General features: G+C 70.6%; 24 protein-coding genes. 12 read left to right on the forward strand and 12 right to left on the reverse strand.

Translation table 11 applies throughout. From position 1 onward, the window contains the following. Positions 1–5: 5 nt before the first annotated feature. The 3 genes from H566_RS0108355 to H566_RS23815 all read right to left on the reverse strand — a co-directional run bounded on the left by H566_RS0108355 (position 6) and on the right by H566_RS23815 (position 4,471). Positions 6–443 carry a cupin domain-containing protein gene (locus H566_RS0108355; protein WP_028311084.1) on the reverse strand — a complete coding sequence of 146 codons (438 nt, stop codon included), beginning with the start codon at positions 441–443 and terminating at the stop codon, positions 6–8. 103 nt (positions 444–546) lie between these two features. Next, positions 547–3,966, reverse strand: a complete 3,420-nt coding sequence (locus H566_RS0108360; protein ID WP_028311085.1) for an error-prone DNA polymerase — start codon at positions 3,964–3,966, stop codon at positions 547–549. A 7-nt stretch (positions 3,967–3,973) separates the two neighbouring features. Next, positions 3,974–4,471, reverse strand: a complete 498-nt coding sequence (locus tag H566_RS23815) for a phage integrase N-terminal SAM-like domain-containing protein (protein ID WP_425387926.1) — start codon at positions 4,469–4,471, stop codon at positions 3,974–3,976. Between the two features lie 370 nt (positions 4,472–4,841). Between H566_RS23815 and H566_RS28890 the strand changes: the two genes are divergently transcribed. The 10 genes from H566_RS28890 (at position 4,842) to H566_RS0108395 (ending at position 15,249) form a co-directional block, all read left to right on the forward strand. Continuing rightward, the gene (locus tag H566_RS28890) at positions 4,842–5,402 is read left to right on the forward strand and encodes a hypothetical protein (protein WP_139826197.1); all 561 of its coding nucleotides are present in this window, start codon (positions 4,842–4,844) and stop codon (positions 5,400–5,402) included. Positions 5,403–5,509: 107 nt separating this feature from the next. Then, positions 5,510–6,064 (forward strand): NYN domain-containing protein, encoded by a 555-nt coding sequence (locus H566_RS28190; RefSeq protein WP_084544889.1) that lies wholly within the window; start codon positions 5,510–5,512, stop codon positions 6,062–6,064. A gap of 324 nt (positions 6,065–6,388) precedes the next feature. Then, positions 6,389–6,868 (forward strand): toll/interleukin-1 receptor domain-containing protein, encoded by a 480-nt coding sequence (locus H566_RS28195; RefSeq protein ID WP_235839926.1) that lies wholly within the window; start codon positions 6,389–6,391, stop codon positions 6,866–6,868. 677 nt (positions 6,869–7,545) lie between these two features. Continuing rightward, positions 7,546–8,349: a hypothetical protein gene (locus tag H566_RS28895; protein ID WP_139826198.1), complete on the forward strand. Its 804-nt coding sequence runs from the start codon at positions 7,546–7,548 to the stop codon at positions 8,347–8,349. A gap of 109 nt (positions 8,350–8,458) precedes the next feature. Then, complete coding sequence (locus H566_RS0108370; protein WP_028311086.1) at positions 8,459–9,364, forward strand: hypothetical protein; 906 nt, start codon at positions 8,459–8,461, stop codon at positions 9,362–9,364. A gap of 66 nt (positions 9,365–9,430) precedes the next feature. Continuing rightward, positions 9,431–9,988, forward strand: a complete 558-nt coding sequence (locus tag H566_RS0108375; protein WP_028311087.1) for an ECF-type sigma factor — start codon at positions 9,431–9,433, stop codon at positions 9,986–9,988. A gap of 31 nt (positions 9,989–10,019) precedes the next feature. Beyond that, positions 10,020–12,680, forward strand: coding sequence for a serine/threonine-protein kinase (locus H566_RS27365; protein WP_028311088.1), 2,661 nt, complete (start codon positions 10,020–10,022; stop codon positions 12,678–12,680). A 34-nt stretch (positions 12,681–12,714) separates the two neighbouring features. Continuing rightward, positions 12,715–13,131: a hypothetical protein gene (locus H566_RS0108385; RefSeq protein ID WP_028311089.1), complete on the forward strand. Its 417-nt coding sequence runs from the start codon at positions 12,715–12,717 to the stop codon at positions 13,129–13,131. Beyond that, complete coding sequence (locus tag H566_RS0108390; RefSeq protein ID WP_028311090.1) at positions 13,112–14,269, forward strand: hypothetical protein; 1,158 nt, start codon at positions 13,112–13,114, stop codon at positions 14,267–14,269. The genes H566_RS0108385 and H566_RS0108390 overlap by 20 nt, the downstream gene beginning before the upstream one ends. Further along, on the forward strand, positions 14,266–15,249 hold the full coding sequence (locus H566_RS0108395) for a hypothetical protein (protein WP_028311091.1): 984 nt from the start codon (positions 14,266–14,268) through the stop codon (positions 15,247–15,249). Before H566_RS0108390 ends, H566_RS0108395 begins: the two co-directional genes overlap by 4 nt. A gap of 187 nt (positions 15,250–15,436) precedes the next feature. Here H566_RS0108395 and H566_RS0108405 read toward each other — a convergent pair whose 3' ends face one another. The 3 genes from H566_RS0108405 to H566_RS28900 all read right to left on the reverse strand — a co-directional run bounded on the left by H566_RS0108405 (position 15,437) and on the right by H566_RS28900 (position 16,839). Next, on the reverse strand, positions 15,437–15,628 hold the full coding sequence (locus tag H566_RS0108405) for a YgaP family membrane protein (protein ID WP_028311092.1): 192 nt from the start codon (positions 15,626–15,628) through the stop codon (positions 15,437–15,439). 52 nt (positions 15,629–15,680) lie between these two features. After that, positions 15,681–16,583 (reverse strand): MBL fold metallo-hydrolase, encoded by a 903-nt coding sequence (locus H566_RS0108410; RefSeq protein ID WP_028311093.1) that lies wholly within the window; start codon positions 16,581–16,583, stop codon positions 15,681–15,683. Between the two features lie 94 nt (positions 16,584–16,677). Further along, complete coding sequence (locus H566_RS28900) at positions 16,678–16,839, reverse strand: hypothetical protein (RefSeq protein ID WP_156924339.1); 162 nt, start codon at positions 16,837–16,839, stop codon at positions 16,678–16,680. Position 16,840: 1 nt separating this feature from the next. Between H566_RS28900 and H566_RS30350 the strand changes: the two genes are divergently transcribed. Then, on the forward strand, positions 16,841–17,233 hold the full coding sequence (locus H566_RS30350) for a helix-turn-helix domain-containing protein (protein ID WP_028311095.1): 393 nt from the start codon (positions 16,841–16,843) through the stop codon (positions 17,231–17,233). A 13-nt stretch (positions 17,234–17,246) separates the two neighbouring features. Here the strand turns inward: H566_RS30350 and H566_RS0108425 are convergent, their stop codons facing one another. From H566_RS0108425 to H566_RS23830, 6 genes are read right to left on the reverse strand one after another with little or no spacing between them, the layout of a single operon-like run. Beyond that, the gene (locus H566_RS0108425) at positions 17,247–17,624 is read right to left on the reverse strand and encodes a rhodanese-like domain-containing protein (RefSeq protein ID WP_034410991.1); all 378 of its coding nucleotides are present in this window, start codon (positions 17,622–17,624) and stop codon (positions 17,247–17,249) included. Then, a complete protein-coding gene (locus H566_RS0108430; protein ID WP_028311097.1) occupies positions 17,621–18,892 on the reverse strand; it encodes an NAD(P)/FAD-dependent oxidoreductase in 1,272 nt (423 codons plus the stop codon). The genes H566_RS0108425 and H566_RS0108430 overlap by 4 nt, the downstream gene beginning before the upstream one ends. 24 nt (positions 18,893–18,916) lie before the next feature. Continuing rightward, entirely contained in the window at positions 18,917–20,428 is a 1,512-nt protein-coding gene (locus tag H566_RS23825) for a TolC family protein (protein ID WP_245591309.1), read from the reverse strand. 7 nt (positions 20,429–20,435) lie between these two features. Next, complete coding sequence (locus tag H566_RS0108440; RefSeq protein ID WP_028311098.1) at positions 20,436–20,645, reverse strand: YgaP family membrane protein; 210 nt, start codon at positions 20,643–20,645, stop codon at positions 20,436–20,438. Beyond that, entirely contained in the window at positions 20,642–24,043 is a 3,402-nt protein-coding gene (locus H566_RS0108445) for an efflux RND transporter permease subunit (RefSeq protein WP_084544892.1), read from the reverse strand. The genes H566_RS0108440 and H566_RS0108445 overlap by 4 nt, the downstream gene beginning before the upstream one ends. Before the next feature lie 7 nt (positions 24,044–24,050). Then, the gene (locus H566_RS23830) at positions 24,051–25,304 is read right to left on the reverse strand and encodes an efflux RND transporter periplasmic adaptor subunit (RefSeq protein WP_034410993.1); all 1,254 of its coding nucleotides are present in this window, start codon (positions 25,302–25,304) and stop codon (positions 24,051–24,053) included. A gap of 153 nt (positions 25,305–25,457) precedes the next feature. Between H566_RS23830 and H566_RS23835 the strand changes: the two genes are divergently transcribed. Continuing rightward, positions 25,458–25,868, forward strand: coding sequence for an ArsR/SmtB family transcription factor (locus H566_RS23835; RefSeq protein WP_084544893.1), 411 nt, complete (start codon positions 25,458–25,460; stop codon positions 25,866–25,868). The last annotated feature ends 11 nt before the right edge of the window (positions 25,869–25,879 follow it).

A 25,879-nucleotide genomic window follows, 5' to 3' on the forward strand; every position in this document is an offset into this window, starting at 1 on the left:
CGACCTCAGGTGGCGGCCGGCTTGTCCCAGGGCGTCGGGTCGGGCACGGCGCAGGGCGCTTCGACATCCAGCGTCTTGAAGTCGGCCGGGCCGACGATCTCGAGGTACTCCATGTCGGGCGAGTAGTCGAACAGGAAGTGGCGGATGCCCGGGCGCTGGTGCACCACGTCGCCGGCCTGCACGAGGGTTTCCTGGTCTTCGTACATGAAGCGCGCCCAGCCCTTGGTCATGACCACGATGTGAAAGTCCGCCTCGTGACGGTGCCAGCCCGTCCCCTTTTCGGGTGCGTTGGCCGCCCGCACCAGATGCGCGACGACCTTGCCGTGCGTGGCGTCGGCGATGCCGAGATCGCGGTATTCGAAGAAATCGCGCAGGCCACCGCTGGTGAAGGCGGTGTCGCCGGGCTTGCAATGGCTGAACAGGGTCAGGGTCTCGGTGAGCATGGGGCGTCCTCCTGGCGTTGGGGAAGCCGACAAAAAGCATCAAGCATTCCGGCGCCGGCCGGCAGGCGCTTCTGGCGCGGCAATGCGGCAGCGCCCGCCGCGCTCAATGAAAATCCCGGCTCTTAGGCGCCAGCTGCCCGAGCAGCGCCGAGAGGTCTTCCACCCGCCCGGCGACCAGGTGCTTCACCTCGCCGTCGCACTGCCAGGTGCCGATCACGCCCAGCAGCCGCGCGGTCAGCAGCTCGTCGCGCTGGCGCTCGACCAGGTCGGGCCGGACGATGACGTTGACCGGCCCGGTCTCGTCTTCGAGCGTCACGAACATCGTCCCCCTGGCCGTGCCCGGCCGCTGCCGGCCGATCACGAGACCGCAGCCGCGCGCGACCTGGCCGGGCCGGCAGCGCGCCAGCTCGGTGGCGCTGCGGAAGCGCAGGGCGCCGAGCCGGTCGCGCAGCAGGGCGAGCGGATGGCGGCCGAGCGTGAGGCCGAGCATGCGGTAGTCGCTTGCGATGTCGGCGCCTTCGCCGGGCGCGGGAATGGCCACCGGCGCCTCGTTGCGCCGGGTGTCGCGCAGCATGCCGGGCAGGGGATGCACGCCCTCGGCCTGCCAGCGCGCCTGCCGGCGGTTGCCCGCCAGCGTCGCCAGCGCGCCGGCCTCGGCCAGCAGCTTGAGCGAGCGCTTGTCGCGGTCGAGGCCGCAGCGCCGGCCGAGGTCTTCGACGCTGTCGAAATTGGCGCCGCGCGCGAGCAGGCCGGCGCGCACCTCGGCGATGCGGCGCGCCACCGGCTCGCTCAGGCCCGAGACGAGATGCAGCCCGAGGCGTACCGGGCGGAAGGGCTGGAGCGCGAGCGCGGCGCCCGCCCGGCCCGATGCGCCGTCTGCCAAGGCGCCGACGGGCGGCGCATCGGCGTCGGTGCCGGATTCGAGCCGGCTTTCCCAGTCGCTTGCCAGCACGTCCACGCCGCGCACCTCCACGCCATGCCGCTGCGCGTCCTGCACCAGCTGGGCCGGCGCGTAGAAGCCCATCGGCTGGCTGTTGAGCAGCGCCACGAGGAAGGCATCCGGAAAGTGGCACTTGAGCCAGGACGACACCCAGGTGAGCTTGGCGAAGCTGGCCGCGTGGCTTTCGGGAAAGCCGTATTCACCGAAGCCCTCGGCCTGGCGATAGATCGCCTCGGCAAAGTCCCGGGCGTAGCCGCGCGCCAGCATCCCGCCGATGAGCCGGTCGCGGAAGCGGTCGATGCCGCCCTTGCGGCGCCAGGCCGCCATCGAGCGGCGCAGCTCGTCGGCCTCGCCGGCCGTGAAGCCGGCCGCGAGCATCGCCACCTGCATCACCTGCTCCTGGAACACCGGCACGCCCAGCGTGCGCGCGAGCGCGGGTTCGAGATCGGGGTGCGGAATCTCCACCGGCTCCAGCCCCTGCTTGCGCCGCAGATAGGGATGGACCATGCCGCCCACGATCGGCCCCGGCCGCACGATCGCCACCTCCACCACGAGGTCGTAGAAGCACTCGGGCCTCAGCCTCGGCAGCATCGACATCTGCGCCCGCGACTCGACCTGGAACACGCCCACCGTGTCGGCGCGGCCGAGCATCTCCCAGGTGCGCGGGCAATCGCGCGGGATGTCGGCCATGGAGAGCGGCGCCGGGTCGGGAGCGTCGGCCTCGGGCGCCGCAGGCACCGGCAAGGGCGCCGCCCGCCGCTCGCCCGACCCGTGCGACAACGCCGCCCCCAGCCCTCGCACCGCCGCCCGCCGCGCCGGATCGGCCGACAGCTGCTCCAGCGTGCGCCGGATCGCCGTCAGCATCCCGAGCGCGAGCACATCGACCTTCAGCAGCCCGAGCGCGTCGAGATCGTCCTTGTCCCACTGGATGACCGAGCGGCCGTCCATCGACGCGTTCTCCACCGGCACCAGCTGGGTGAGCTTGCCCGCCGAGATCACGAAGCCACCCACGTGCTGACTCAGATGGCGAGGAAAACCCACCAGTTCGCGCGTCAGCCGGATCCAGTGCTGAACGCGCGGTGAATCGAGATCGAAGCCGGCGGCGCGCAGGCTCTCGGTGCGGATCTCGCGGCCATCCCACCAGGCGTGCGACTTGATGACCTCCTCCATCAGTTCGCCGTCCAGCTCCAGCGCCTTGCCCACGTCGCGTAGCGCCGAGCGCGGCCGGTAGCGGATCACCGTCGCCGCCAGCGCCGCCCGGTCGCGCCCGTACTTGGCATAGACGTACTGGATCACCTCCTCGCGCCGCTGATGCTCGAAATCGACGTCGATGTCGGGCGGCTCGCCGCGCTCGCGGCTGATGAAGCGCTCGAACAGCAGGCTCGCCGTGTCCGGGTCCACCTCGGTGATGCCGAGGCAGAAGCACACCGCCGAGTTGGCCGCCGAGCCGCGCCCCTGGCACAGGATGCCGCGCGAGCGCGCGAACCGGACGATGTCCTCGATCGTGAGAAAGAAGGCCTCGTAGCGCAGCTCGGCGATCAAGCTCAGCTCATGCCGCAGCAGCCCGCGCACCTTCTCGGGCAGGCCGCGCGGGTAGCGCCGCTGCGCGCCGCGCAGCGCGAGCCGCGCCAGATGGCTCGCCGGCGTGCGGCCGGGCGGGACGATCTCGGTCGGGTACTCGTAGCGCAACTCGCCCAGGTCGAAGCTGCACATCGAAGCGATGCGCACCGACTCGTCCATCCATTCGGGCCGGTAGATCACGCGCAGCCGCCGCAGCGGCCGCAGATGGTTTTCGGAATTGGGCAGCAGCCGCCAGCCGCAGGACGGCAGCGCCAGCCCGTGGCGGATCGCGGTGAGCGTGTCCTGCAAGGGCTTGCGCGCGCGGTGGTGCATCAGCACCCCGCCCGCCGCCGTGATGCGCAGCCCCGACCACGCCGACACCCACAGCAGCGAGCGCAGATGCGGCCGCTCCTCGCCCCAGTAATGCCGCTCCGCCACGAGCCACACGCGGTCGGCGCCGAACAGGTCGCGCGCCCAGCAGGCCTCGGCCAGCAGCCGGCGCGCCGCGTCGCGCGTGGTGCCGCGCACCGACGGCAGCATCAGCACCAGGCAATCAGGCAGGCCGCGCAGATGCTCGAAGCCGGGCGTGCGGCCTTCGAGGTCGGCCACGGTCAGCGCGTAATCGCCCTTGGGCGCCCGCATGCGCGCCAGCGAGATCAACTCGCTCAGATGCGCATAGCCGGCGCGCGTGCGCGCCAGCACCACGAGGCGCGGCGCCAGCGGCGGCAGGGGCAGCGGCGGGCCGAAGCGGGCCTCCTCGGCGATCACCACCGGCGGCGCGGCCGGATCGGCATCGAGCGCGAACTCGCTGCCCGTGATGAGCGGCAGACCGCATTCGCGCGCCGCCTCCCAGGCGTGCACCACGCCGGCCAGCGAGCATTCATCCGTGATCGCCAGCGCTAGATAGCGCAGCCGCCGCGCCTCGGCCACCAGCTCGCGCGGGTGGGATGCCCCGACGAGGAAGCTGAAGTTGCTGCGCGCGTGGAGTTCGGCGTAGCCGGGGAAGGGGGCGGGGTGGGGCATGGGCGGGTCAGGCGGGGAGGGCGCCCATGCAATCGCGCACGGTGATGCAGCCCCGGTCGAAGTCCACATCCTTCACGCGCAGCCGCAGGCATTCGAGCAGCCGCATGCCCGTGCCGTAGAGCAGGCGCGCAGCCAGCGTCGCGGGCGCGGCGGGCGGCATCGCCCCGAACAATCGCGCCAGTTCCTGCTGCGACAGCACCACCGGCAGCCGCTCGCGAGCCTTGGGGCGGCCGATGTCATCGAGCCAGGGCAGGTCAACGCCAAGCACCTGCCGATACAGGAACAGCAGCGCCGACAGCGCCTGCCGGTGCGTTGACGCCGATACCCCGCGATCTGCCGCCAGATGGGTGAGAAAAGCCTCGACCTCGCCGAGCCCCATCTCCCGCGGATGCCGCAGACCGTGGAAACGCACAAAGGCTTTTTCCCACAGGCAATAGGCGCGCTCCGTCTTGAGCGAGTAATGCAGATAGCGGATGCGCTCGCGTACCTGGTCGAGCAGGCGCACGGATTGCAGCGGCGGGAGCGCCGGCACGGCGCGCGGGCGGTTGGGACGGAAAGGGAGCGGCATGCGGGTGCTGTTGGTGCTGTTTTTAAAAACAGTACATGGTGCCAACGCATTGAAGCAACAGGGATTTCTGCGACCCGATGGGCGGTGTTATTGCGCAGGGGAGGTTTTATCGCGCACGGTCTGATATGGGCGCGGGATTGATGCTGGGTTTGAAGGTAGTTTTAGTACTAGGACTGAAATATCCATAGCGGCGAATGGCCGTGTCGAATCAATGGGTTGTGAAGTATGGTGCGGAGTAGGAATCGTGCTTGGCGGCGTGTTATCAGGCATGGCGTGCACGATAAAACTAGTTGGGGGTCACAAAGCCATGATTCGCTTTGCAGCACAGCTTGCGGCGATAGCCTTAGCCGGAATTGCCAATACTGCCGAAGCACAGGCTGGAAAGCAAATTTTGGGAATTCCTTTTGGTGAACCGCTACGTATGCAGAAGTGTCCGTCCAACACGGAAGCGGCAAAGGCGCCTTGCTGGATCGACAAGCCATTTATATACAAACCCACGGGCGGAAAACTGGGTTCTGTCCACATTCCAAAACCGGAAAGCAGGCCGGAATGGGCCGCTCACGCTTGGTTTGAACTATCTCTGGATAGACAAGACAAGGTGCAACAGATCAAAGTGGAAATTTTTGGGCCTGCCGATCGACAGCAAATCGCCAGTTCCATCAGTCAGCGCTTCGGAAGGCCTACCGAGAATCAACTCGACCGCAGCGATGTATCGTGGGTGAGCTGGTCTACAGCAGAAGGGCGCGTAGAGATGCGATGTCAAGAAAAGTGTTGGATCGAGTTCCGAACACCGTCTGAGCAACTCGCAAGAGAGGCTGAAAAGCGAGAACGCGAGAGAGTAAATGAAAATCGCCCCAAAGCTCCGTAAGCGAAAGCACCCTATGACGCCCAACCCGGCGTTCCAGCGGACCGCCTTCGGCGGCCGCTGAACTAGCACGTTGGGCGTCAAAAAACCATCTACCAACAGGGAGTCATATGAGTAATCCGCTTAACTTCACTTACGTAGACAACTCCAACGTCTTCATCGAAGGCAGCCGCGCCTCGGCTGTGGCCAAGAAAATGGCAGGTGCGGAGACGTATGTAGCGGCGATGAATAATCACGTCACCGACAAGTCTTGGCAGCCTGATTATGGTCGATTGCACGAGTTCGTTTGCGGAGATCGCTCCGAGATTGGGTGTGCGAAACTTTGGGGTTCGCCGCCACCATCGGATACGTTCTGGGACATGGTACGGCGCAAAGGATTCGAAGTAAAAACCTACGAGAAAAATTTCGCTGGAAAAGAAAAGAAGGTCGATGTAGCCATTGCCCATCAGATTACGAAAGACGTGTATTCTGGAAAAATCCGCAAAGGCATGGACGAGGTTACTTTGGTCGCAGGAGATAAGGACTTCGTACCTGTGGTGGAGGATTTGGTAGAAAATGGATACATCGTCCATGTTGTATTCTGGGACAACGCCGCCCCAGAACTCAAGGCAGCGTGTAGTAAGTTCACAAGCCTGAATCCTTTCCTACCTCACCTCACAAAATGACGCCCAACCCGGCGTTCCAGCGGACCGCCTCCGGCGGCCGCTGAACTTCAACGTTAGAGCGCACAGGAAACCACTCGGCATTCTTTAAATAAGGAAAACAATATGGCTCAATGCACGGCCCCCAGATACGGACATCGCACAGCGAGCGGACGCGCGAATTGTCCCGCTTGCGGTGGCGGCGGTTATCGCAGCTTTGGCGGGTACGCTTCCTACTCAACACCGTCTCGCTCTTATCCTGTAACTAGCAGTGGAGGCGGCGGAATCAGCTCAGGCTCATCTCGTGGCAGTGCGCGGCCGCGCTGGTCGAGGGCCGGATCGTCAGTGGTGTATACGCCCGCTGAGGTGCGATCTCTTACACCGATTCGAGAAAGCGTTGAAAGACGCTCTTCATTACCTGACCTCCGAGACGTTTTTCTGTGCCACGCCTGGGACGACCGAAAAGACGCGGCCAAAGAGCTGCATGACCTCCTCGAGTCCAATAACGTCACTGTTTGGTTTAGTGAAAAGGATGTCTTACTCGGCACAAGCCTTCTGCGCGAAATCGACAAAGGACTTGCAAAGTCTCGCGTAGGCATTGTTCTGGTCACGCCTTCGCTTCTGAAGCGCATCTCTGCAGAGGGCATTGCCGAAAAAGAACTATCGGCACTGCTGGCACGCGACCTATTGGTTCCAGTAGTCCATAACACTACCTACGAGGCGCTGCGCGACGTCAGTCCCTTGCTTGGGTCGCGTAGCGGTCTTAGCACTGCCGAAGAGTCAATGGCTGACATCGCGGCCAAGCTCGCCGAGCTGGTTGCTCTGTAGGACAAATAGGGTGCGTTCTAACTCGTCATTGCAGCGGACTGCCTTCGGCAGCCGCTGAACTCCAACTACAAGGACTTCCCTACAAGGGCTTCCCCGCCTGTCAAGAAAAAGCCGGCCCCGACCTGAATGATTTCAGGCGCACAAAAAACCAGCCATTGAATCACGGCATTCAGCCAATCGCTCAATAAAGACTGACAGCGTCGAATCGGCAAGGATAAGACTGCGAAACTACAACCGGTCTTTGCGAGGTAATCGAATCGCCTCTAGCCCTGATGAAAGACGCACGCAGGGGCTTCGATCGTTGGTCGGGCTTGGCAATTGCCCATCGACTGACTTAGAGCCGGTTTGAGAACTCAAAAGCAGCGGCCGGCAGTGTGACTTTAGCGGCATTTCTCAGCAAAATTGCCTAATTCTTGCGCAAAAACAGGGCAATCGAAGCTACGTCCAAGCCGCTTTTTTGACAACTAATTGGGTTTTCAAACGGGCTCTAAGGCCTGTGTGAAATCTCAATTGCGTGTTAAAAGACGTTCGAGGCGCAACTCTCACTCGCGCTCTGTGCAGCCGTTTCTGGATTTTCAAGCAAACTTCCAAGCGGAGCCTTGCCAGCCCGAGTTGTATTGCTCCAGCGTCAATCGCAGCCATGCTGAAAATTGGTCTTTCAAACGGTGGGTAATTTCATGCGTTTTCTATTCTTGCTGATGGCGATGCTGATGTTGGCAATGCAGGCCGCATTCGCCAATGAGTGGATCAATCATTACTACGAACGTCCGACACCCGAGCGCCTCGTGACCGAAGTGCGTGCATGGAGCAAATCGGGGCGAATGTCTGATCCGAAAACAAGCGGGGTTGTCATCGCATTTTTGGCTCAGGTCATGGCCTCCAATCCTGAGAGGATTGAGGGCTGGCTTGATGAACTCGTTGATTTGAATGGGCCTGATCGGCAAGTCTTGCTCACCGCGGCCGGTCAATCAGGCACCAAGGAAGCCCGTGCTTATCTGATGAGGCAGCCAGAAGGCAGGCGGTATCAAGGCAATGGCAGGGATTGGCGGGCGCTTGAGCCCGATAATCCGGTGGTGCTTGACATGTTATGGGCCGATTTTCTCGCGACCGGTGAGGCAGTTCCCGTGCGCCGTGTCGTCAAGGCGCTCAATTATGAAAAATATTCGGGTGCCATCGATCGGTATGCCAGTTCAAAAAAGACGGCGCAGGATCGCAATGACGCAGTTCTGGAAGCCGTGTTCAAGGCGGCTTTGTGGTCACTCAATAGCAATGCCCGACAGCATCGGCGGGTTCGCGACATACTTGAGCAAATGATTGCGACAGAAGAATTGACCTCGTCGGAACAGGCCTGCCTTGCAAGTCTGCTTTTGGCATTGATGCCCGAAAAATATGAAATCGTCCCGCAGGAAAATGGCATGCGGTCTTTCAGACGCAAGCCGGTGGATCAATCGGCGCCAGCTGGTCTGAGCGCCCCGCAATGACCGCGTGGCGCTTCACTGGCGTGCAAGCCGTGCGGCCCATGTCCGGATCGCCGTCCCGATTCCGTTCCCCCTGTCATGGCCCGCCTCGCGGGCGGCTCGGGGGACGGCGATGGATGGGTGGAGCAAGGCGGCGCTGACGGCGGCGGCGGTCGGGCTGGTGATGGCGGTGGCGCGGCGGCGGCCGGCGCTGGCCGGGCTGGTGGCGGCGCTGCCGCTCGTGACGGCGCCGACGCTGGCCTGGATCGCGCTCGATCACGGCGCGGCCTTCGCGGTGCATGCGGCGGTCGGCAGCGTGGCCGCCTGCGCGCTGCTCGCGGCCTTCGCGCTCGGCTACGGCCTCATGGCGCGGCGCGGCGGCGTGACGGGCGCGCTGCTCGGCGGGCTGGCGCCGACGGCGGCGCTGCTGCCAGTCGCGCTGGGCGCCGGCGCCCGGCTCGACGATGCCTTGCTGCTCGCGCTCGGCTGCACGCTGGTCGCGGAGCTGATGCTGGCGCGCCTCGGGGCGCGGGCCGGGCGCCCGGCAGGATCCGATGCGCGGGCGCAAGGGCCGGAGCCGCCGATCAGGGCGAGCGAGGCGTTCGAGGCCATCGAGGCCGATCCGCTGCCGCCCGCGCCGCTCGCGCCCGCCACCGCGCTGTCGATCGGCGCCTTTGCCGCGCTGGCCGACGCGGCAGGCCCGGCGCTCGGCGGTTTCGCCACCGGGCTGCTCGCCTCGCTGCCGATCGTGGGCGCGACGATGGTGGTGCGCGAGCACAGCCGGCGCGGGCAGGGCGCGGCGCGCCTCTTCCTGCGCGGCTATGTGCGCGGGCTGGTGGGCAAGGCCGGTTTTGGCGCGGTGTTCGCGCTCGGCTTGCCGGTGCTGGGGCTGGCGGCGACGCTCGGCCTGGCCTGCGCCGCGTGCTGGGCGGCGGCCTGGCCGACGCTGCGGCGCGGGCGTCGGCCGGCGTGCGAGTCGCGTCCGCCGGACGGTTCGCAACAAGAGCCGCCTGTTGCCGTCAAGCCGTCGATACGATGAAAAACCGGCTCGGACGGAAATTCGTCACGCCTATCATCGGCCGCGATCTGGTGGCAGGTGAGGGCAATGAGCGAGGTGACGGAACTGATTGGGCGGCTGCGCGGCGGCGACCGGGCGGCTTTCGATGGCTTGTATGCGCTGCTCTATCCGGAGCTGAGGCGGGTGGCGCACCGGCGGCTGGCCCGCAACGGTCACGACGGCGGCATGCAGACCACGGCGCTGGTGCACGAGTGCTATCTGCGCTTCCAGGGCGCGGGGCAGGTGGCGCCGGCCGATCGGTCGCACTTTCTGGCCTACGCGGCCAGCGTGATGCGCTCGGTCGTGGTGGATGCGGCGCGCACCGCCGCGAGCCAGCGCCAGGGTGGCGAGGTCGAGCATCTGCCGATCGACACCGAGCTGGCCGGCCGTCTCACCGATCCGGGCGCGGCCGAGGTGCTGGAGCTGCATGCAGCGCTGGCCGATCTGGCGCGGCTCGACGCCCGCCTCGCGCAGGTGGTGGAGCTGCGCTACTTCGGCGGGCTGACCGATGCCGAGATCGGCGAGGTGCTGGGCCTGTCGGTGCGTACCGTCGCGCGCGACTGGGACAAGGCGCGGCTGCTGCTCGCGCACGCCTTGCGGGCCTGAGCATGGCGCGCGACCTTGCCGCCGCCGCGCCATGACGCCGCTCGACGACCTCGCGGCCGACTGGCCCGCGCTCAGCGCGCTGCTCGATGAAGCGCTCACGCTCGCGCCGGCCGAGCGCGCCGGCTGGCTGGCGGCTCTCGGTCCCGAGCACGCCACGCGGCGCGCGACGCTCGCGCGGCTGCTCGATCGCCAGGACGCGATCGAGTCCGCCGCCTTTCTCGCGGCGGCGCCGGCCTTCGGCTTCCCGTTCCCGTCCGAGGGCGAGGCCGCGCCACCGCAGGACTCGGCCTCGGCTGGCCGTGGCGGACCGGCGGGCGCCGGCGCCGAGGCTGCGCGCGGCCCGGCACCGGTCGGCGCCGACGGCATGCGCGCGCCCCAAGCCGCGCCCGGCGCCGTCATCGGCCCCTGGCGCCTGCTCGACCGGCTCGGCGAGGGCGGCATGGCCACGGTCTGGCGCGCCGAGCGCAGCGACGGCCTCATGCGGCGCGAGGTCGCGCTCAAGCTGCCGCGCCTCGCCTGGGATGGTGCCTTCGCCGACCGCCTCGCCCGCGAGCGCGACATCCTCGCCAGTCTCGCGCACGAGCACATCGCGCGCCTGTACGACGCCGGCGTCGATGCCCAGGGCCGGCCCTGGCTCGCGATGGAGCTGGTCGAGGGCCAGCGCATCGACAGCTATGCCGACGCGCGCGGCCTCGACACCCGTGCCCGCGTCGCGCTGCTGCTCCAGGCCATGGACGCGGTCGCCCACGCGCACGCGCGCCTCGTCGTCCACCGCGACCTCAAGCCGGCCAACATCCTCGTCACGCCCGACGGACAGGTGAAGCTGCTCGACTTCGGCATCGCAAAGCTGCTCGGCGCCGACGCGGCCGAGTCTGGCGCCGAGGCCACCGCGCTCACCGAGCTGGCCGGCCGTCCGCTCACGCGCGAGTACGCGAGCCCCGAGCAGATCGCCGGCGCGCCGATCGGCACCGCGAGCGACATCTTCGGCATGGGCGTGGTCGCCTACGAGCTGCTGGCCGGCCGCCGCCCGTGGCAGCGCCAGGGCGCGAGCGCCGCCGAGCTGGAACAGGCCATCACCACGCTCGACGCGCCGCCCGCCAGCAGCCGCGCCCGCGATGCCCTGCGCGCGCGGGCGCTGCGCGGCGATCTCGACGCCATCCTCAATCGCGCGCTGCGCAAGGCACCGGCCGCGCGCTGGCCGACGATGGACGCCTTCGCGCGCGACCTGCGGCGCCATCTCGACGGGCTGCCGGTCGAAGCCCGGCCCGACCGCCTCGGCTATCGCGCCGCGCGCTACGTGGCGCGGCACAAGGTGCAGGTGGGCGCGGGCGCGGTGGCGCTCGCGGCGCTGCTCGCGGGCAGCGGCGTGGCGCTCTGGCAGGCACGCGAGGCCCGCGAGCAGGCCCGCATCGCGCGCAACGAGGCCGCCACCGCGCGCGCCGTGCAGGCCTTCATCACCGGCGTGTTCGGCATGAACGACGGCGACCAGGCCGACCCCGCCGCCGCCCGCAACACCACCGCGCGCGAGCTGCTCGACCAGGGCGCCGAGCGCATCGTCACCGAGCTGCGCGACGCGCCGGCCGCGCGGCTGCAACTGCTGGAACAGCTCGCGCGCATGTACGACGCCCTCGGCGAACCCGAGCGCCAGCTCCAGCTCGACAGCCAGCGCCTCGCCCTCGCGCGCGAGCTGCACGGCCCGGTCAGCACCGAAGCCGCGAGCGCGCTCGGCGGCATGGCCCATGCGCTGCTGCGCGCCGAATCGCGCGATGCCGCCCAGGCCGCGATCGACGAGGGCCTGCGCGTGCTCGACGCCCTCGGCGACCACGGCTCGCAGACGCGTTTCCGCGTGGTGCTCGAACAGGCCTCGCTCGACCGCCGCATGGCGCCCGCACGCGGCGTGGCGCCAGCGCGCGAGGCGCTGGCGGTGGCGCGCGGCCTCGGCGAGCCGGGGCTGGTCTCGCTCGCGCTCGGCATGCTGGCCGACAACGCCTACTACTCGGGTGACCCGCGCACCGCCGCCGACGCCTGGGCCGAGGCCATCGCCATCGGCGAGGCCGACCCGCGCCACGACAGCACCAACCTGCCGCTGTACTACGCGCTGCGGGGCCGGGCACTCGCCAAGCTCGGCCAGACCGAGGCAGGGCTGGCCAGCCTGCGCCGGGGCATCGAGCTGCAACGCGCGCGCGACGAGCCCGACGTGCTGCATCTGAACGAGGCCATGCTCGCGCGCGTGCTCATCGACCTCGGCCGTCTGCCCGAGGCGCTGGCCGTGTCGGCGCCGGCACACGCCTGGGCGCGCGGCGCGAGCACGAGCGAGTTCGGCTCGCTGCCGCTGGTCATCTCGACCACCCATGCCCGCGCGCTCGAACTGGCGGGCCGGCCGGTCGAGGCGCTCGCCATCCTCGACGACGTACTGGCGCGCATCGCGAAGATGGAGTCGGTGCCCGAGTTCGAGGTGCCGGCGCTGGCCTTCCGCGCCCGCGCCCGGACCGCGCTGGGGCAGGGCACGGCGGCCGGCGCCGACCTCGACCGCGCCGAGGCCATCGCCGAGCGCGAGGACTCGGCCGAGCTGCGCGAGCTGATCGCCCCCGAGCGCGAGCACTGGCGCGCCGCGCAGGCCGACGGACGCCGGGCGGTCGTGCCCGTCGTTGCTTCGCCGCCCGGGCTGGCGCCCGCCCCGCGCGCCCGGTGACAATCCCCCGCTCAAACCGGACAGGGAGCGGGAGATGAAGAGGCTTTGGCGTGGCGCGGTCGTGGCCGGCTGCTACGTGCTGTCGCTGTACGGCATCGTCGGCGGCGTGGCGGCGGCGATCCTGCCGGCGCGCGGCGCGACGGCCGTCGCGCTGGCTGGCGCGGTGATGCTGTTTGCCTGGGTGGCCCACATCGTCATGAGCGTGAACTGGGTGCTCGACCGCCGGCTCGGCCGCTTCCTGCCCATCGGCGGCACGGCGGCGGGACTGTTCGGGCTGCTGTACTGGCCGCTGTCGGGCCTGCTGCGCGAGCAGTCGCCGGCCTGGGACGCGCTGCGCTTTCTCGGCGTCGAAGCCCTGCTCGTGCTGCCCTGCCTGCTGCTCGCGATCCATCTCGTGCGTTTCCATCTCGACCGTCCGGCGCGGCGCGTGAATGGACCGCTCGCTGCTTGAACCGGTGGTCGTGCCGGCGCTGGCCTTCGTCGGCATCGCGGTCTGGCGCGCGCGCCATCCGAGGCCGGGCGAGCGCATGCCGGGATGGGGCGCGGCCGCGTGGTGGGCGATCGGGATGGCGATCGCGGTCGCGGTCGGCGTGGCGGCGGTGGGCGCGATCCGGTCGAGCGACGGCTGGGCTGCCTTCCTGCCGTTGCTGCTGGCGCTGGGCGCGTATGGCGCCGCGCTCGTCTGTCTGGCGGGCCTGACCTGGGTGGTGATCGCGCAGCTGTTCGGCCGCGAGCCGCCGCCGGTCCCGGCCTGGTTCGACGAGGATGACGATGCGCCCGCCGCGCCGCCGCCCGAGCCGATGGCGGCGCGGCTCGCGCGGCTGCGGCAGCGCTCGAAGGCGCCGTCCCCGTTGGATCGGGGGACGGGCGGCGCGGCGACGGCCGTGGCGGCACCGGGATGGTCCGGGCTGGCGGGATTGGGATCGGAGCCGAAGGAATCAGCGCTGGCGGTGGCCGGGCCGGACGAGACCTCGGCCATGCCTCGCGCCACCGTCGGTGCGCTTGCGGACGGCCCGGCGCCCTCCGCGGGTGCGACGGCCACCGTCGGCGCGCCAGCTGGCCGGACCGTCCGGCCGATGCCCGTCGTCGCCGGCCCGCTCGACCATCTGAGCTGGTTCGCCGTGCTGGCCACCCTGCTGCTCATGACGATCGGGCTCGGCAAGGGCGTGCTCGATGCGCTGCGCTCGGGCTATCTGCGGCTCGGGCGGCGATCGGCGGGGATGCTGTTCAGCCAGAGCCCGGTGCGCTTCGGGCTGACGCTGACGGTGATGGTTGCGTTCGCGGTCGGGCTGCTGCTGCTGTCGATGCTCATCTGGCGCGACGGGCCGGCGCTGCTCGCGCAACGCGCGCGCGAGCAGCGCCTGGCGCGCATGAAGGCCGAGTACCGGCGCCGGCCGACCATCACGCTGCCCGCCGCCCTGCTGCGGCTGGTGCTGGGCGGGCTGGCGATGCTGGCCTTCGCGCCCTTTGCCCGGCTGCTGTCGGCACTCGTCGGGCCGTCGTTCGGCGGCGGGTTGGCGGGGCTGTGGAACCTCGTCTTCCTGTGCTGGATCGGCCACGGCTTCTGGCGGCTGCGCGGGCGTCGATGATCGTCCCCGACCACTGGGCCGAGGCGCGTCTGCAGCACCGCGCCGGACGCCGCCGCATCACCGTGCGGCGCTTCGGCTGGTCGCAGGTCGATGTCGCCGACGCGCAGGCGATGGCTGACCGCCGCGCCGCCGAGGCGCTTGCCCGCCTCCTCGCCGGTGACGTTGGTGTCGAGCGCCGCGAGCGCCGTCTCGCCTACAACGGCGCCGACGGCCTGCCGATCCGCGAGGAGGTGCTGGCGCGCCACGGCGAGGCCGTCATCACGCGCAATGCCTATGGCGCGCGCTGCCTCAACACGCCGCATGCGCTGTTCGCCGACGTGGACTTCGCGCCGCGCTTGTCGCGGCGGGCGGTGCTGGCCTGCTGGCTGCTGCTCGCGCTGTCCGGGCTCGCGGCCGGGCTGTGGCTGCGCAGCGCCGGCACCGCGATCGCGGCGGTGATCGCCGCGCTGCCGCTCGGGCCGATGCTCGCCAGCCTGCTCACGCGCGCCGGCACCGCGCTCGCCGGTGGGCCGGAGCGGCTTGCGCGCCATCGCGCGGCGCGCTTCGTGGCCCGGCATCCGGACTGGAACCTGCGGCTCTACCGCACGCCGGCCGGGCTGAGGCTGCTGGCGACGCATCGCGGCTTCGACGCGCGCGAGGCCGAGGTCGCCGCCTTCTTCGACGCGGTGGGCGCCGATCCGGTCTATCGCCGCATGTGCATGCACCAGCGCTGCTTCCGTGCGCGGCTCACGGCCAAGCCCTGGCGCGCGGGCATCGCCACGCATCTGCGGCCGCGTCCGGGCGTTTGGCCGGTGGCGGCGGGATTCATGGTCGGCCGCGCCGAGTGGGTGGCCCGCTACGAGTGGGCGGCGGCGGGCTTCGCGGCCTGCCGATTCGTGAGCGAGATCGGCTCGGGCCGGGTGGACGAGGGCCTGCGCGCGGTGATCGAACTGCATGACCGCGAAACGCGCGCGCTCGAAACAGACCTGGCACTGGCCTGACGCGGCCGCGCGCGGCGGGCCGACCGGACCGGAGGCGGCGGCGTTGCGCGTGCGCATCGATGACTGGCGCCAGCATTGCGCCGGCCTGTGCGTATCGCGCCGCGACATGATCGAGATCGAGCGCGAGCTGGCGCGCGAGCCCTGAAAGCCTCGTCCGGCTTGTTGCCCGTCGGGTGCGTTCTCGCCTTCAGGTCTTGCGCGCGCAGCTGTTGATGCCGAACGGCAGATACACCGGGCAGAAGCGGAACAGCCCGGTGGCGAGCGGCACGACGCCGATCCAGCCCCACACGCCGATCACGCCCGCGAGCGTGAGGCCGATGAGGACGAGGCCCGCGACGATGCGCAGGATGCGGTCGATGCCGCCGACGTTGCTGGTCATGAGGTTCTCCTTGATGAAGTGGGTGAGGCGGTGGCCTCGGGCGCGCGCCGCGTCAGAACGCGTCGAGCGGGAGCTTGAGATAGCGCCTGCCGTCGGACTCGGGCGGCGGCAGCGCGCCGGCCCGGAGGTTGACCTGCATCGAGGGCAGCAGCAGTACCGGCATGTCGAGCGTGGCGTCGCGCGCCTGGCGCAGGCTCACGAAGCTGTCCTCGTCGATGCCGTCGTGCAGGTGCAGGTTGCGCGCGCGCTGGTCGGCGAGGCTTGCAAACGCTTGCGGCGCGCGGCCGGCGGGCGGGTAGTCGTGACAGACGTAGAGCCGCGTGGCCGACGGCAGCGCGAGCAGCCGGCGCGCCGAGCGGTAGAGCTGGCGCGCGTCGCCGCCCGGAAAGTCGCAGCGCGCGCTGCCGACGTCGGGCGGGAACAGCGTGTCGCCGACGAAGACGGCGTCATGCGCGAGCGGGAGATCGTCGCCGGCATGCCGGCAGTCGCGCACCAGATAGGCGACGTCGGCCGGCGTGTGCCCCGGCACGGCCAGCGTGGTGATGGTGCTGGCGCCGAGCGCGATGCTGTCGCCGTCGCCGAGCAGGCGGTCGAACTGGCTGCCGTCGGTGGCGAAGCCGGCGTCGAGGTTGAACACGCGCTTGAACACCGCCTGCACGGCGCCGATGCGCGCGCCGATCGCGGTGCGGGCGGCGGGTCGGCGGGTCTTGAGCCAGTCGGCGGCCGAGAGGTGGTCGGCGTGGGCATGGGTTTCGAGCAGCCAGGCGAGGCTCAGGCCCTCGCGGTCGAGCAGCGCCAGCACGGCTTCGGCCGAGGCATGCGAGATGCGGCCGGCCTTGGGGTCGAAGTCGAGCACCGGGTCGATCACGGCGGCGCGGCGCGTGGCGCGATCGGCCAGTACATGGGTCCAGGTGCCGGTGACGGGGTCGAACAGGCTGTGGATGTCGGCGGTCATGGGCGGCGTGGGGAAGGCTCGGTGGGTGGTCGGACTGGCGTGCGGGTTCATTCCGGCGGCGGGTTCCGGCCGCATCGCGGCGGCGGGTGCGGTGTCAGCCCGCACCGGTCAGGCCGGCGGCCCAGGCGAGAAAGTCGTCGCGCGAGCGGTGCGCGAAGGCCGGATGGCCGAGGCGCTGGTCGGCCACGCTGGCGACGAGATGGCCGTCGGCCGGCACGTGGGCCGGGTAGAGCAGGGTCTCGGGCGGCAGCGGCAACGTGCGCGAGCTGCGCAATCTGCTGGAACGCGCCTGCCTGCTGTGCGACGGCGAGCTGCTGGGCGCGGACGAGGTGGCGCAGGCGCTGGAGATGGGCCGGCTCGACGGCGGCCTGCAAGCCTTTGCAGGCGCGGTGCAGTCCGGGGCCGCGAGCGCGGCGGCGGGCGCGGCCGGCAGCCCGGCGGCCGTGGCGACGGCAGGCTCCGGCACGGCGCCGGCCCCGGCCGATGCGACCGGCGCGCCGGCGTCCGGTGGCCTGCGCGCACTCGAAGCCGAAGCCCTGCGCGCCCGCGTGCTCGCCCATCGCGGCACGCGCGACGCACTCGCCGCCGAACTCGGCATCAGCCCGCGCACGCTCCACCGTCGCCTGCGCGCGCTCGGTCTCGACGGCTGAGGCCGGCATGCCCTCAGTCACGCACCAGCGGCTTGCCCAGCCGGGCCGCGAGCGAGGTCGCGCCGCCGCCGTTCTCGACATTCGTGTAGCCGAGCGAGCGCAGGAAGCGTTGCGCCTGCCCCGAGCGGTTGCCCGAGCGGCAGTACACGACGATGGGCGCATTCCTGTCGGGCAGCACCGAGGCGACGCGCGCCGCGAGCTGGTCGAGCGGCAGCAGCGTCGCGCCGGGCAGATGGCCGTCGGCCCACTCGGCCGGCGTGCGCACATCCACGAGGCGGGTGCCGGCCGGCAGCACCAGCGAGGGCGTGACCTCGCCCGCGAGCACCGGCGGCGTCGAGGCGGCCGGCAGCAGCGCGGCGAGCAGGCTCATGAGTCCCATGATCTTTCTCATCTTTCGAGCTTCTCGATTCCGAGGGCCTTGAGCACGACCTTCTCGTAGATCGGCTCCGACGTGCCCGACTTCATCTTGAACATGAAGTACTTCTCGAAGGCCACCTTGGCGAGGTGGACCATCTTTCCCTTGACGAACCAGCTGGTGTTGCGCGGCGGGATCTGCGGCATGGCGACGAAGGCCGCGCCGGTATCGCCCATGTCGGCGAGGCAGATGGCGCTGAGCGTGCCGCGCGCCTTCGCGGGCCGGCCCGACAGCTCGGCGGCGATGTTGTGCGCGAGCGCCGTCACCATCGTCTCGATCATGTAGCCGGTCTTGGGCGTGCCGGTGGGCACGGGCGTGGCCTCGACCGGCGGCAGCGACACGCACACGCCGGCCGACCAGATGTTGCGATGGCGGGTGCTGCGCTGGTTCTCGTCCACCAGCACGAAGCCGCGCGGATTGCACAGCCCTTCGACCCCGGCCACCGCGTTCACGCCCCGGAAGGCCGGCAGCATCATCGAGTAGCCGAAGGGCAGCTCGTGCTGCCTGCGCAGTGCACCGTGGTCGTCCAGCTCGGTCACGAACATGCGTCCGCTTTCCACCTTCTCGACGCGGGCGTTGCAGATCCAGCGGATGTCGTTGGCGCGCAGCTCGCTTTCGAGCATGGTCTTGGAATCGCCCACGCCGCCGAGGCCCAGATGGCCGATGTAGGGCTCGCTGGTCACGAAGGTGATCGGCACCTTGTGGCGCAGCTTGCGCTTGCGCAGGTCGTTGTTGAGCACCAGCGCGTACTCGTAGGCCGGCCCGAAGCACGACGCGCCCTGGAAGGCGCCGACGATGGCCGGCCCCGGCGCGCCGAGAAAGCGCCTGTAGTCGCCGAAGGCGTGCTCGGCGTGGTCGATCGTGCAGATCGAGTGCGTGTGGCCGTCGGGGCCGGCGCCTTCGACTTCATCGAAGGCGAGGCGCGGCCCGGTGGCGATGACGAGATGGTCCCAGCCGATGCGCTGGCCGTTGGCCAGCTCGACCGCGCTGCCGGCTGCGTCGATGCGCGTGACCGGGCTGGCGATGAAGTCGATGTTCTTCTTCGCGAGATGCGGCGCGATCGGGAAGGTGACATCGGCGCGGTCGCGCCAGCCCACCGCGACCCAGGGGTTGGACGGCACGAACTGGAAGTAGTCCGTCGCGTTGATGACGGTGATGCGGTGCTCGCGGCCGAGCAGGGCCCGCAATTCGTAGGCGGCCGGCATGCCGCCGGTTCCCGCGCCCATCACGACGATGTGTGCCATGGCTGTCTCCTCCGCTGGCGTGGTTCACGGGGCCGGCTGTAGCGCGCGGTCCGCCGCTTGGATGGATGGTTCGTCGAGCCGGCCCGCAAGCGCTTGCAGGTTCAGCCGGTTCAGCAGCAGGTCGGCGCGGGCGCGCAGCAGTGCCAGTTCGGCGGCGGCGGCGTCGTTCTCGGCATCGAGCAGGTCGAGCGTCGTGCGGTCGCCCACCTCCAGCCCGGTGCGGGTCGCGTCGAGCCGGGCGCGGCTCGCGGTGAGCGCGGCATCGAGCGCGGCGACGCGACCGGTGCCGGCTGTCACGCCGAGCCAGGCGGCGCGAGTGGCGCGGGCGATGGTCTGGCGTGCGTTGTCGGCCTCGGCCTCGGCCTTGTCGGCGAGGTGCAGCGCCTCGGCTTCGCGCGCGGCGCGCATGCCGCCGGTGAACAGCGGCACCGTGAGCTGCACGCCGATGACCGAACTGGTGGCACTGACGGCCGAATGGCCGTAGTCGCCGTTGCCGGCGAGGCGGTCGCGGCCGGTGCGGGCGACGAGGTCGAGCGAGGGCGAGGCCCAGGCCGAGCGGGCGCGCGCGTCCTGGCGCGCGATCTCGGCGGCGGTGGCGGCGAGGGCGAGTTGCGGGTTGGCGTCGCGTGCCTCGGCGAGCCAGTGGTCGAGGGGGCCGGGGCTGTCGGTGGCGTCGAGGGACGAGGCGCCGGAAGGCGCCGCCGTCGGGCGGCCCGCCGGCGTGCCGGGCAGATGGGGCGCGAGCCGTTCGGGCGCGATGCCGGTCAGGTCGGCCAGCGCGGCGCGCGCGAGTTCGGCATTGGTCTCGGCCAGCAGCAGTTGCGCGCGCACGGCCTCGGCGCGGGCGGTGGCCTCGTGCACGTCGGTGACGGGCTTGTCGCCGAGGCGGTGGCGGTCGGCGGCTTCGACGCGGGCGCGCTCGACCGCGTCGAGCTGCCGGCGCGCGACGGTGACGGCGGCATCGGCCAGCGCGGCGTCGAGATAGCGGCTCGCGGTGCGCAGCATCGCGGCCTGGCGCGCGTCGCGCCATTGCAGATCGGCGGCGTCGGCGGCGAGGTCGAGCGCGCGGGCCTGGGCGCCGCGCTCGCCGTTCCACAGCGGCTGGCGCGCTTCGAGCGCCCAGCGGCCGCTGCTGCCGTGCCGGATGCTGGTGTCGAAGCCGACGCCCGTCGCGCTGCCGAAGCCCGGTGCGCTGAAGGCGGCGCCGCTGGTCGAGCTGTCGTTCCAGCCCGCGCCGGCCATGCCGGTGGCCACGACGGTCGGACGCCAGAGCGCCGCCGATTGCGCGCGCCGCGTGGCGCCGGCCTCGCGCGCCGCGCCGGCGGCGATCAGCTCGGCATCGTGCGTGCTGGCGGCGGTCCAGGCTTCGGCGAGCGTGGTGGCGTGCGTCGTGGATGCGCCGCCCAGCGTCATGACGAAGGCGGTCGCGAGCAGCGCGTGGCGGGCCGGCGCCCGAAAGATCGCGCAAGCCGCCGTCAGGTCGGCGTCCGCGTGCGGCCGCCTCCGCGAAAGCCGCACGCCGGATGCAACTTTCATCGCCACCTCAGCAGCCGCCGCTCACGCCCAGCTTGCGCAGCAGGCTTTCCATCAGGCACCACTTCGTGAGGCCGCTCTGCAGCAGGTTCAGCCCGACGAAGGCCATGAAGGCCAGCCACCATTCGCTGACGAACAGCGGGCTCTGTTGCAGGCCGAGGGCCAGGGATAGCAGCACGAAGCTGCCGGCGACGATGCGGACGATGCGCCAGGAGGTCATGACTTTTCTCCGCGCGCGAAGGCGCTGAAGTAGAGGAGGGGAATGACCACGAGCGTGAGCAGCGTGGAGACGAGGATGCCGAAGATCAGCGCGATCGCGAGCCCGTTGAAGATCGGGTCGTCGAGGATGAAGAAGGCGCCGAGCATCGCGGCAAGGCCGGTGAGCACGATGGGTTGCGCCCGCGTGGCGGCGGCATTGACCACCGCGCGCTCGAAGGGCACGCCGGCCGCGCGTTCGAGCTGGATGAAGTCCACCAGCAGGATCGAGTTGCGCACGATGATCCCGGCCAGCGCGATCATCCCGATCATGCTGGTGGCGGTGAACTGCGAGCCGAGCAGCGCATGGCCGGGCATCACGCCCACGAGCGTGAGCGGGATCGGCGCCATGATGATGAGCGGCACCAGATAGCTGCCGAACTGCGCCACCACCAGCAGGTAGATCAGCACGAGGCCGACCGCATAGGCGGCGCCCATGTCGCGGAAGGTGTCGTAGGTGATCTGCCATTCGCCGTCCCACTTGATCGCGTAGTCGCGCCAGGCGTCGGCGGGCGGGCGGATGAAATGCTCGACGAGCGTGCCGCCGCCGGGCGTGACGATGCGGGCAATGTCGGCGCGCATGCCGAACATGCCGTACAGCGGCGAGTCGAGCTTGCCGGCCATGTCGCCGGTCACGAACACGACGGGCAGCAGGTCCTTGTGGATCGCGGGCTGCTCGCGTTCGGTACTGCTGACGGTGACGAGTTCGCGCAGCGGCACGAGGCCGCCGCGCGCATTGCGCAGCGGCAGTTGCAGCAGCGAATCGAGATCGCCCTGGCGCTCGGCGGGCAGGCGCAGCACGGCCGCGACCGGCGTGCGGCTCGCGTCATGCAGCCAGGCGGCGTCCTCGCCCGCGAGGCCGGCGCGCAGCGTGGCCACCACCTCGGCCTGGGGCACGCCGGCGAGCGAGGCCTTGGCGCGGTCGATGTTCACGAGCCGGCGCGGCGCGGCGGCGAAGCTGCTGTCGTCCACATCCACCACGCCGTCGGTGCGCTCGAACACGGCGCGCACCTGCTTCGCGACCGCGCGGCGGCCGTCGGCGTCGGGGCCGGTGATCTCGGCCACGATGGGCGCGAGCACCGGCGGGCCGGGCGGCACTTCCACCAGCTTCACGTTGGCGCCGAAGCGCGCGCCGATGGCTTGCAGCGCCGGCCGCTCGCGGGTGGCGATGGCATGGCTTTGCAGCTTGCGGTGGTGCTTGTCGGTCAGGTTGACCTGGATGTCGCCCATCTCGGCGCTGGCGCGCAGGTAGTACTGGCGCACGAGGCCGTTGAAGTTGATGGGCGCGGCGGTGCCGGCATAGCTCTGCCAGTCGGTCACCTCGGGCACGGTGGCCAGATGCGCGCCCAGCTCGCGCAGCACGGCGGCGGTCTGCTCGACCGGCGTGCCGGCCGGCATGTCCACGACGATCTGGAATTCGCTCTTGTTGTCGAAGGGCAGCATCTTGAGCTGCACGAGGCCGAGCACCGGCAGCGCCACCGACAGCCCGACCAGCCCCGCGATGCCGAGGCCGAGCAGGCGCCGGTTGCGGCTGCCCGAACGCACGTCGAGGAACGGCGCGAACAGGCGGCGGAAGAACGGGTCGAGCCGCGCGGCCAGGCCGGTGGGCGTGGCATGCAGGCCGTCGCTGGGCGCGGCTTCGGCCGGGCCAGCAGCATCGCCTGCAAGCGCTTGCGAGCCGCCGCCGTGCGTCTTCATCCACTTGCCCGACAGCCAGGGCGTGACCACGAAGGCCACCGCCAGCGATAGCAGCATGCCCATGCTCGCGTTGATCGGGATAGGGCCCATGTACGGCCCCATGAGGCCGCTCACGAAGGCCATCGGCAGCAGCGCCGCGATGACGGTGAGCGTGGCGAGGATGGTCGGCCCGCCAACTTCATCGACTGCGCCGGGAATGATCTGCGCGAGCGTGCGACCCGGATGCAGCGCCTGGTGGCGATGGATGTTCTCCACCACGACGATCGCGTCGTCCACCAGGATGCCGATCGAAAAGATCAGCGCGAACAGGCTCACCCGGTTGAGCGTGAAGCCCCAGGCCCAGGACGCGAACAGCGTCACGGTGAGCGTCAGCACCACCGCCGCGCCGACGATGGCGGCCTCGCGCCGGCCGAGTGCGATGAACACCAGCGCCACGACCGAGGCGGTGGCGAACATGAGCTTCTGGATCAGCTTGACCGCCTTGTCGTTGGCGGTCGCGCCGTAGTTGCGCGTGACGCTCAGTTCGACGCCGGCCGGGATGACGGTATTGCGCAGCGCGTCGGCGCGGGCGATGACGGCGTCGGCCACGTCGATCGCGTTCTCGCCGGGCTTCTTAGTGATGGCGATTGTGATGGCCGGCACTTCCTGCGCGGTGGCGTTCTCGCCGGGAGAGCCGTCGGCCCGCGGATTGGCGGCCGGCAAGGTCGGCTGAGCGCCAGCCGCCGTGACAGCGCTTGCATCGCGGCGGCCGTACCAGACCATGCGCGTCGCCGGCAGCGGCCCGTCGCGCACCTCGGCCACGTCGCGAAGATGTACCGGGCGGCCGTCGCGCGCGGCGACGACGAGGTCCGCCACATCGTCGGCATCGCGCAGGAAGGGGCCGGCCTCGATCGCGATGGCGCGGTTGCCGGTCACGAGTTCGCCGGCCGGCGCGCCCGCGCTGGCCGACTGGAGCGCCCGGCGCAGATCGCCCACCGCGAGGCCGGCGCCCGCGAGCCGTTCCGGATCGAGCTCGACCACCACCGCGCGGCCCGGCCCGCCGATCGTCCACACGTCGCGCGTGCCGGGCACGCGCTTGAGGTCGGTCTCGATGCTGTGCGCGATCTGCTCCAGCGCGAAGGCGCCGGTGGCCGGATCGGCCGAATGCAGCGTCAGGCTCACGATCGGCACATCGTCGATGCCCTTGGGCTTGATGACCGGCGGCAGCACGCCCAGGCCCTGCGGCAGCCAGTCGGCGTTGCTCGACACCGCGTCATGCAGCCGCACCAGCGCCTCGCTGCGCGCCACGCCCACCTTGAATTGCACCGTCAGCACCGCGACGCCCGGCCGCGATACCGACATCACATGCTCGACGCCCGGCATGCGCGACAGCACCTGCTCGGCCGGCGTCGCGAGCTTGGCCTCGACATCGGCCACCGACGCGCCCGGCCAGCCGACGAAGACATTGGCCATCGTCACGTCGATCTGCGGCTCCTCCTCGCGCGGCGTGACCAGCACCGCGAACACGCCGAGCAGCAGCGCCACGAGCGCGAGCAGCGGCGTGATGCGCGCCTGCTGGAAGAAGCCGGCGATGCGGCCCGACACGCCGAGGGGCGCATCGGCCCCGGCGGCGCGCTTGTCGGCGGGCGAGGGCAGGGCGCCGTCGCGCGGATTGCGATCGTCCATCGCCACCTCAGCGCAGGCGGGCGGCGGCCTGCGGGTCGAGCGCCACGCGCTCGCCGGCCGACACGCCGCTCAGGATCTCGATCTCGCCGTCGCCGGCCGGGCGGCCGGTGCGCACCTGGCGCAGCAGCGGCCGGCCATCGGCGCCGATCACGTACACGGCGGCGATCTCGGCGCGGCGCACGACGGCCGGGGCGGGCACGACGAGGCGCGCGGGCGGAACAATCGGGGCGCCGGCCGCCCTTGCCGCCGCCGGGCCGGCCGCGATCGCCGGCAGCGCGGAGGGCGTCGCCGAGGGCATCGCGCCCGCCGCGCCCGCGCCGGCAGCCTCGTCGGCATGCGGGGTCGCGCCCAGCAGCGTCACGCGCGCATACATGCCCGGCAGCGCCCCCGGCGTCGCAGGCAGGTCGAGCCGCACGTCGGCCGTGTGCGTGGCCGGATCGACGCTCGGCAGCAGGGTCGCGCGCAGCGGCGTGATGGCGCCGTCGATGCCTGCGATCTCGACCGTGAAGCGCGGCTGGCCGCCGAGACGGGCAAGCCGGCCGGCCGGCAGCGCGGCGGTCACGCGCAGGTGCGACGGGTCGTACAGCACGAACAGCGGCCGGCCGGGCAGGGCCATGTCGCCCAGCGCGACGGGCACCTCGGCCACCACGCCGGCATAGGGCGCCGTCACCGCGTGCAGGCCGGTCTGGGTGCGCGCCACGCCGGCCTGGGCCAGCTGGGCATCGGCAGCGGCGCGCGCCGACTTGTATTGCGCCTCGGCGCGGTCGAGCGCGGCCTGGCTGATGTACTGCTTCGAGAACAGCGCGCGCTGGCGCTCGACCTCGCGCGTGGCGGCGTCGAGCGCGGCGCGCGCCGCCACGACCTGAGCGTCGCTGGCGACCGCCGTCTGCTCGGCGCTGCGCGCATCGACGCGCGCCAGCAGCTGGCCGGCGGCCACGCGGTCGCCCGCCTTGACCGCGAGTGCGACGATCGAACCCGGCACCTGGGCCGCGATCACGCTCCGCCGTACCGCCTCGACCATGCCTTCGGCGGCGAGCGGCGCGCTGCCGTCGAGCGCGCGCACCGGCGCGGTGGCGAGGCGGCCGGTGGCGTCGCCGGCGGTCGAGGAGGCCGGATTGCCGGTTCGCGCGCCGGACGCGGACGCCGCCGGCCCGAGGGGCGTGGCGGCCGGCTCGGCCAGCGCCGACCGGACCGCCAGCGCGGTCAGCAGCGCCAGCGCCAGCGTCCTGGCGCGGCGGCGTGAAGGAAGCGGATTCGTCATGTTCCCGAGGCCGCGCGGGGCTGGCCGGAATGAAAGGTCGAATTTAGTATTTAATCAAGTACGCAAATAGTCAATGAGATGAATGAGCAAATGCGATGTCCAGCGGCGCCGTCCGGCATCATCGGCGGCTCGTCATCACCCGAAGAAGCCGCCATGCCCAACCTGCCGCCCGAGGCGATGGAACAGGTCGCCGCCTATTTCCAGGCGCTGGCCGAGCCCACGCGCCTGCTCATCCTCAATCTGCTGCGCGACGGCGAGCGCAACGTGGGCGAGCTGGCCGAGCAGTGCGGATGCAGCTCGGCCAACGTCTCGCGTCATCTGTCGCTGCTGATGCGCCACGGCTTCGTGGTGCGCGAGGGGCGCGGCACGAGCGTGTACTACCGGATCGCCGATGCCTCGGTGTACGCGCTGTGCGATCTGGTGTGCGGAAACATCGCGCGCCAGCTCGATCAGCGCGCGCGCAGCCATGCGGCCTTTGCCTCGGCCAACGCGGCGGGCGCGAGCGGCGCCGGGACCGACGACGGCGAAGCCGCGCCGGCCCGCGCCACGCCCGACGCCGGCTGACGGACGCGCGC

The organism is Derxia gummosa DSM 723 (assembly GCF_000482785.1).
Lineage (GTDB): Bacteria > Pseudomonadota > Gammaproteobacteria > Burkholderiales > Burkholderiaceae_E > Derxia > Derxia gummosa.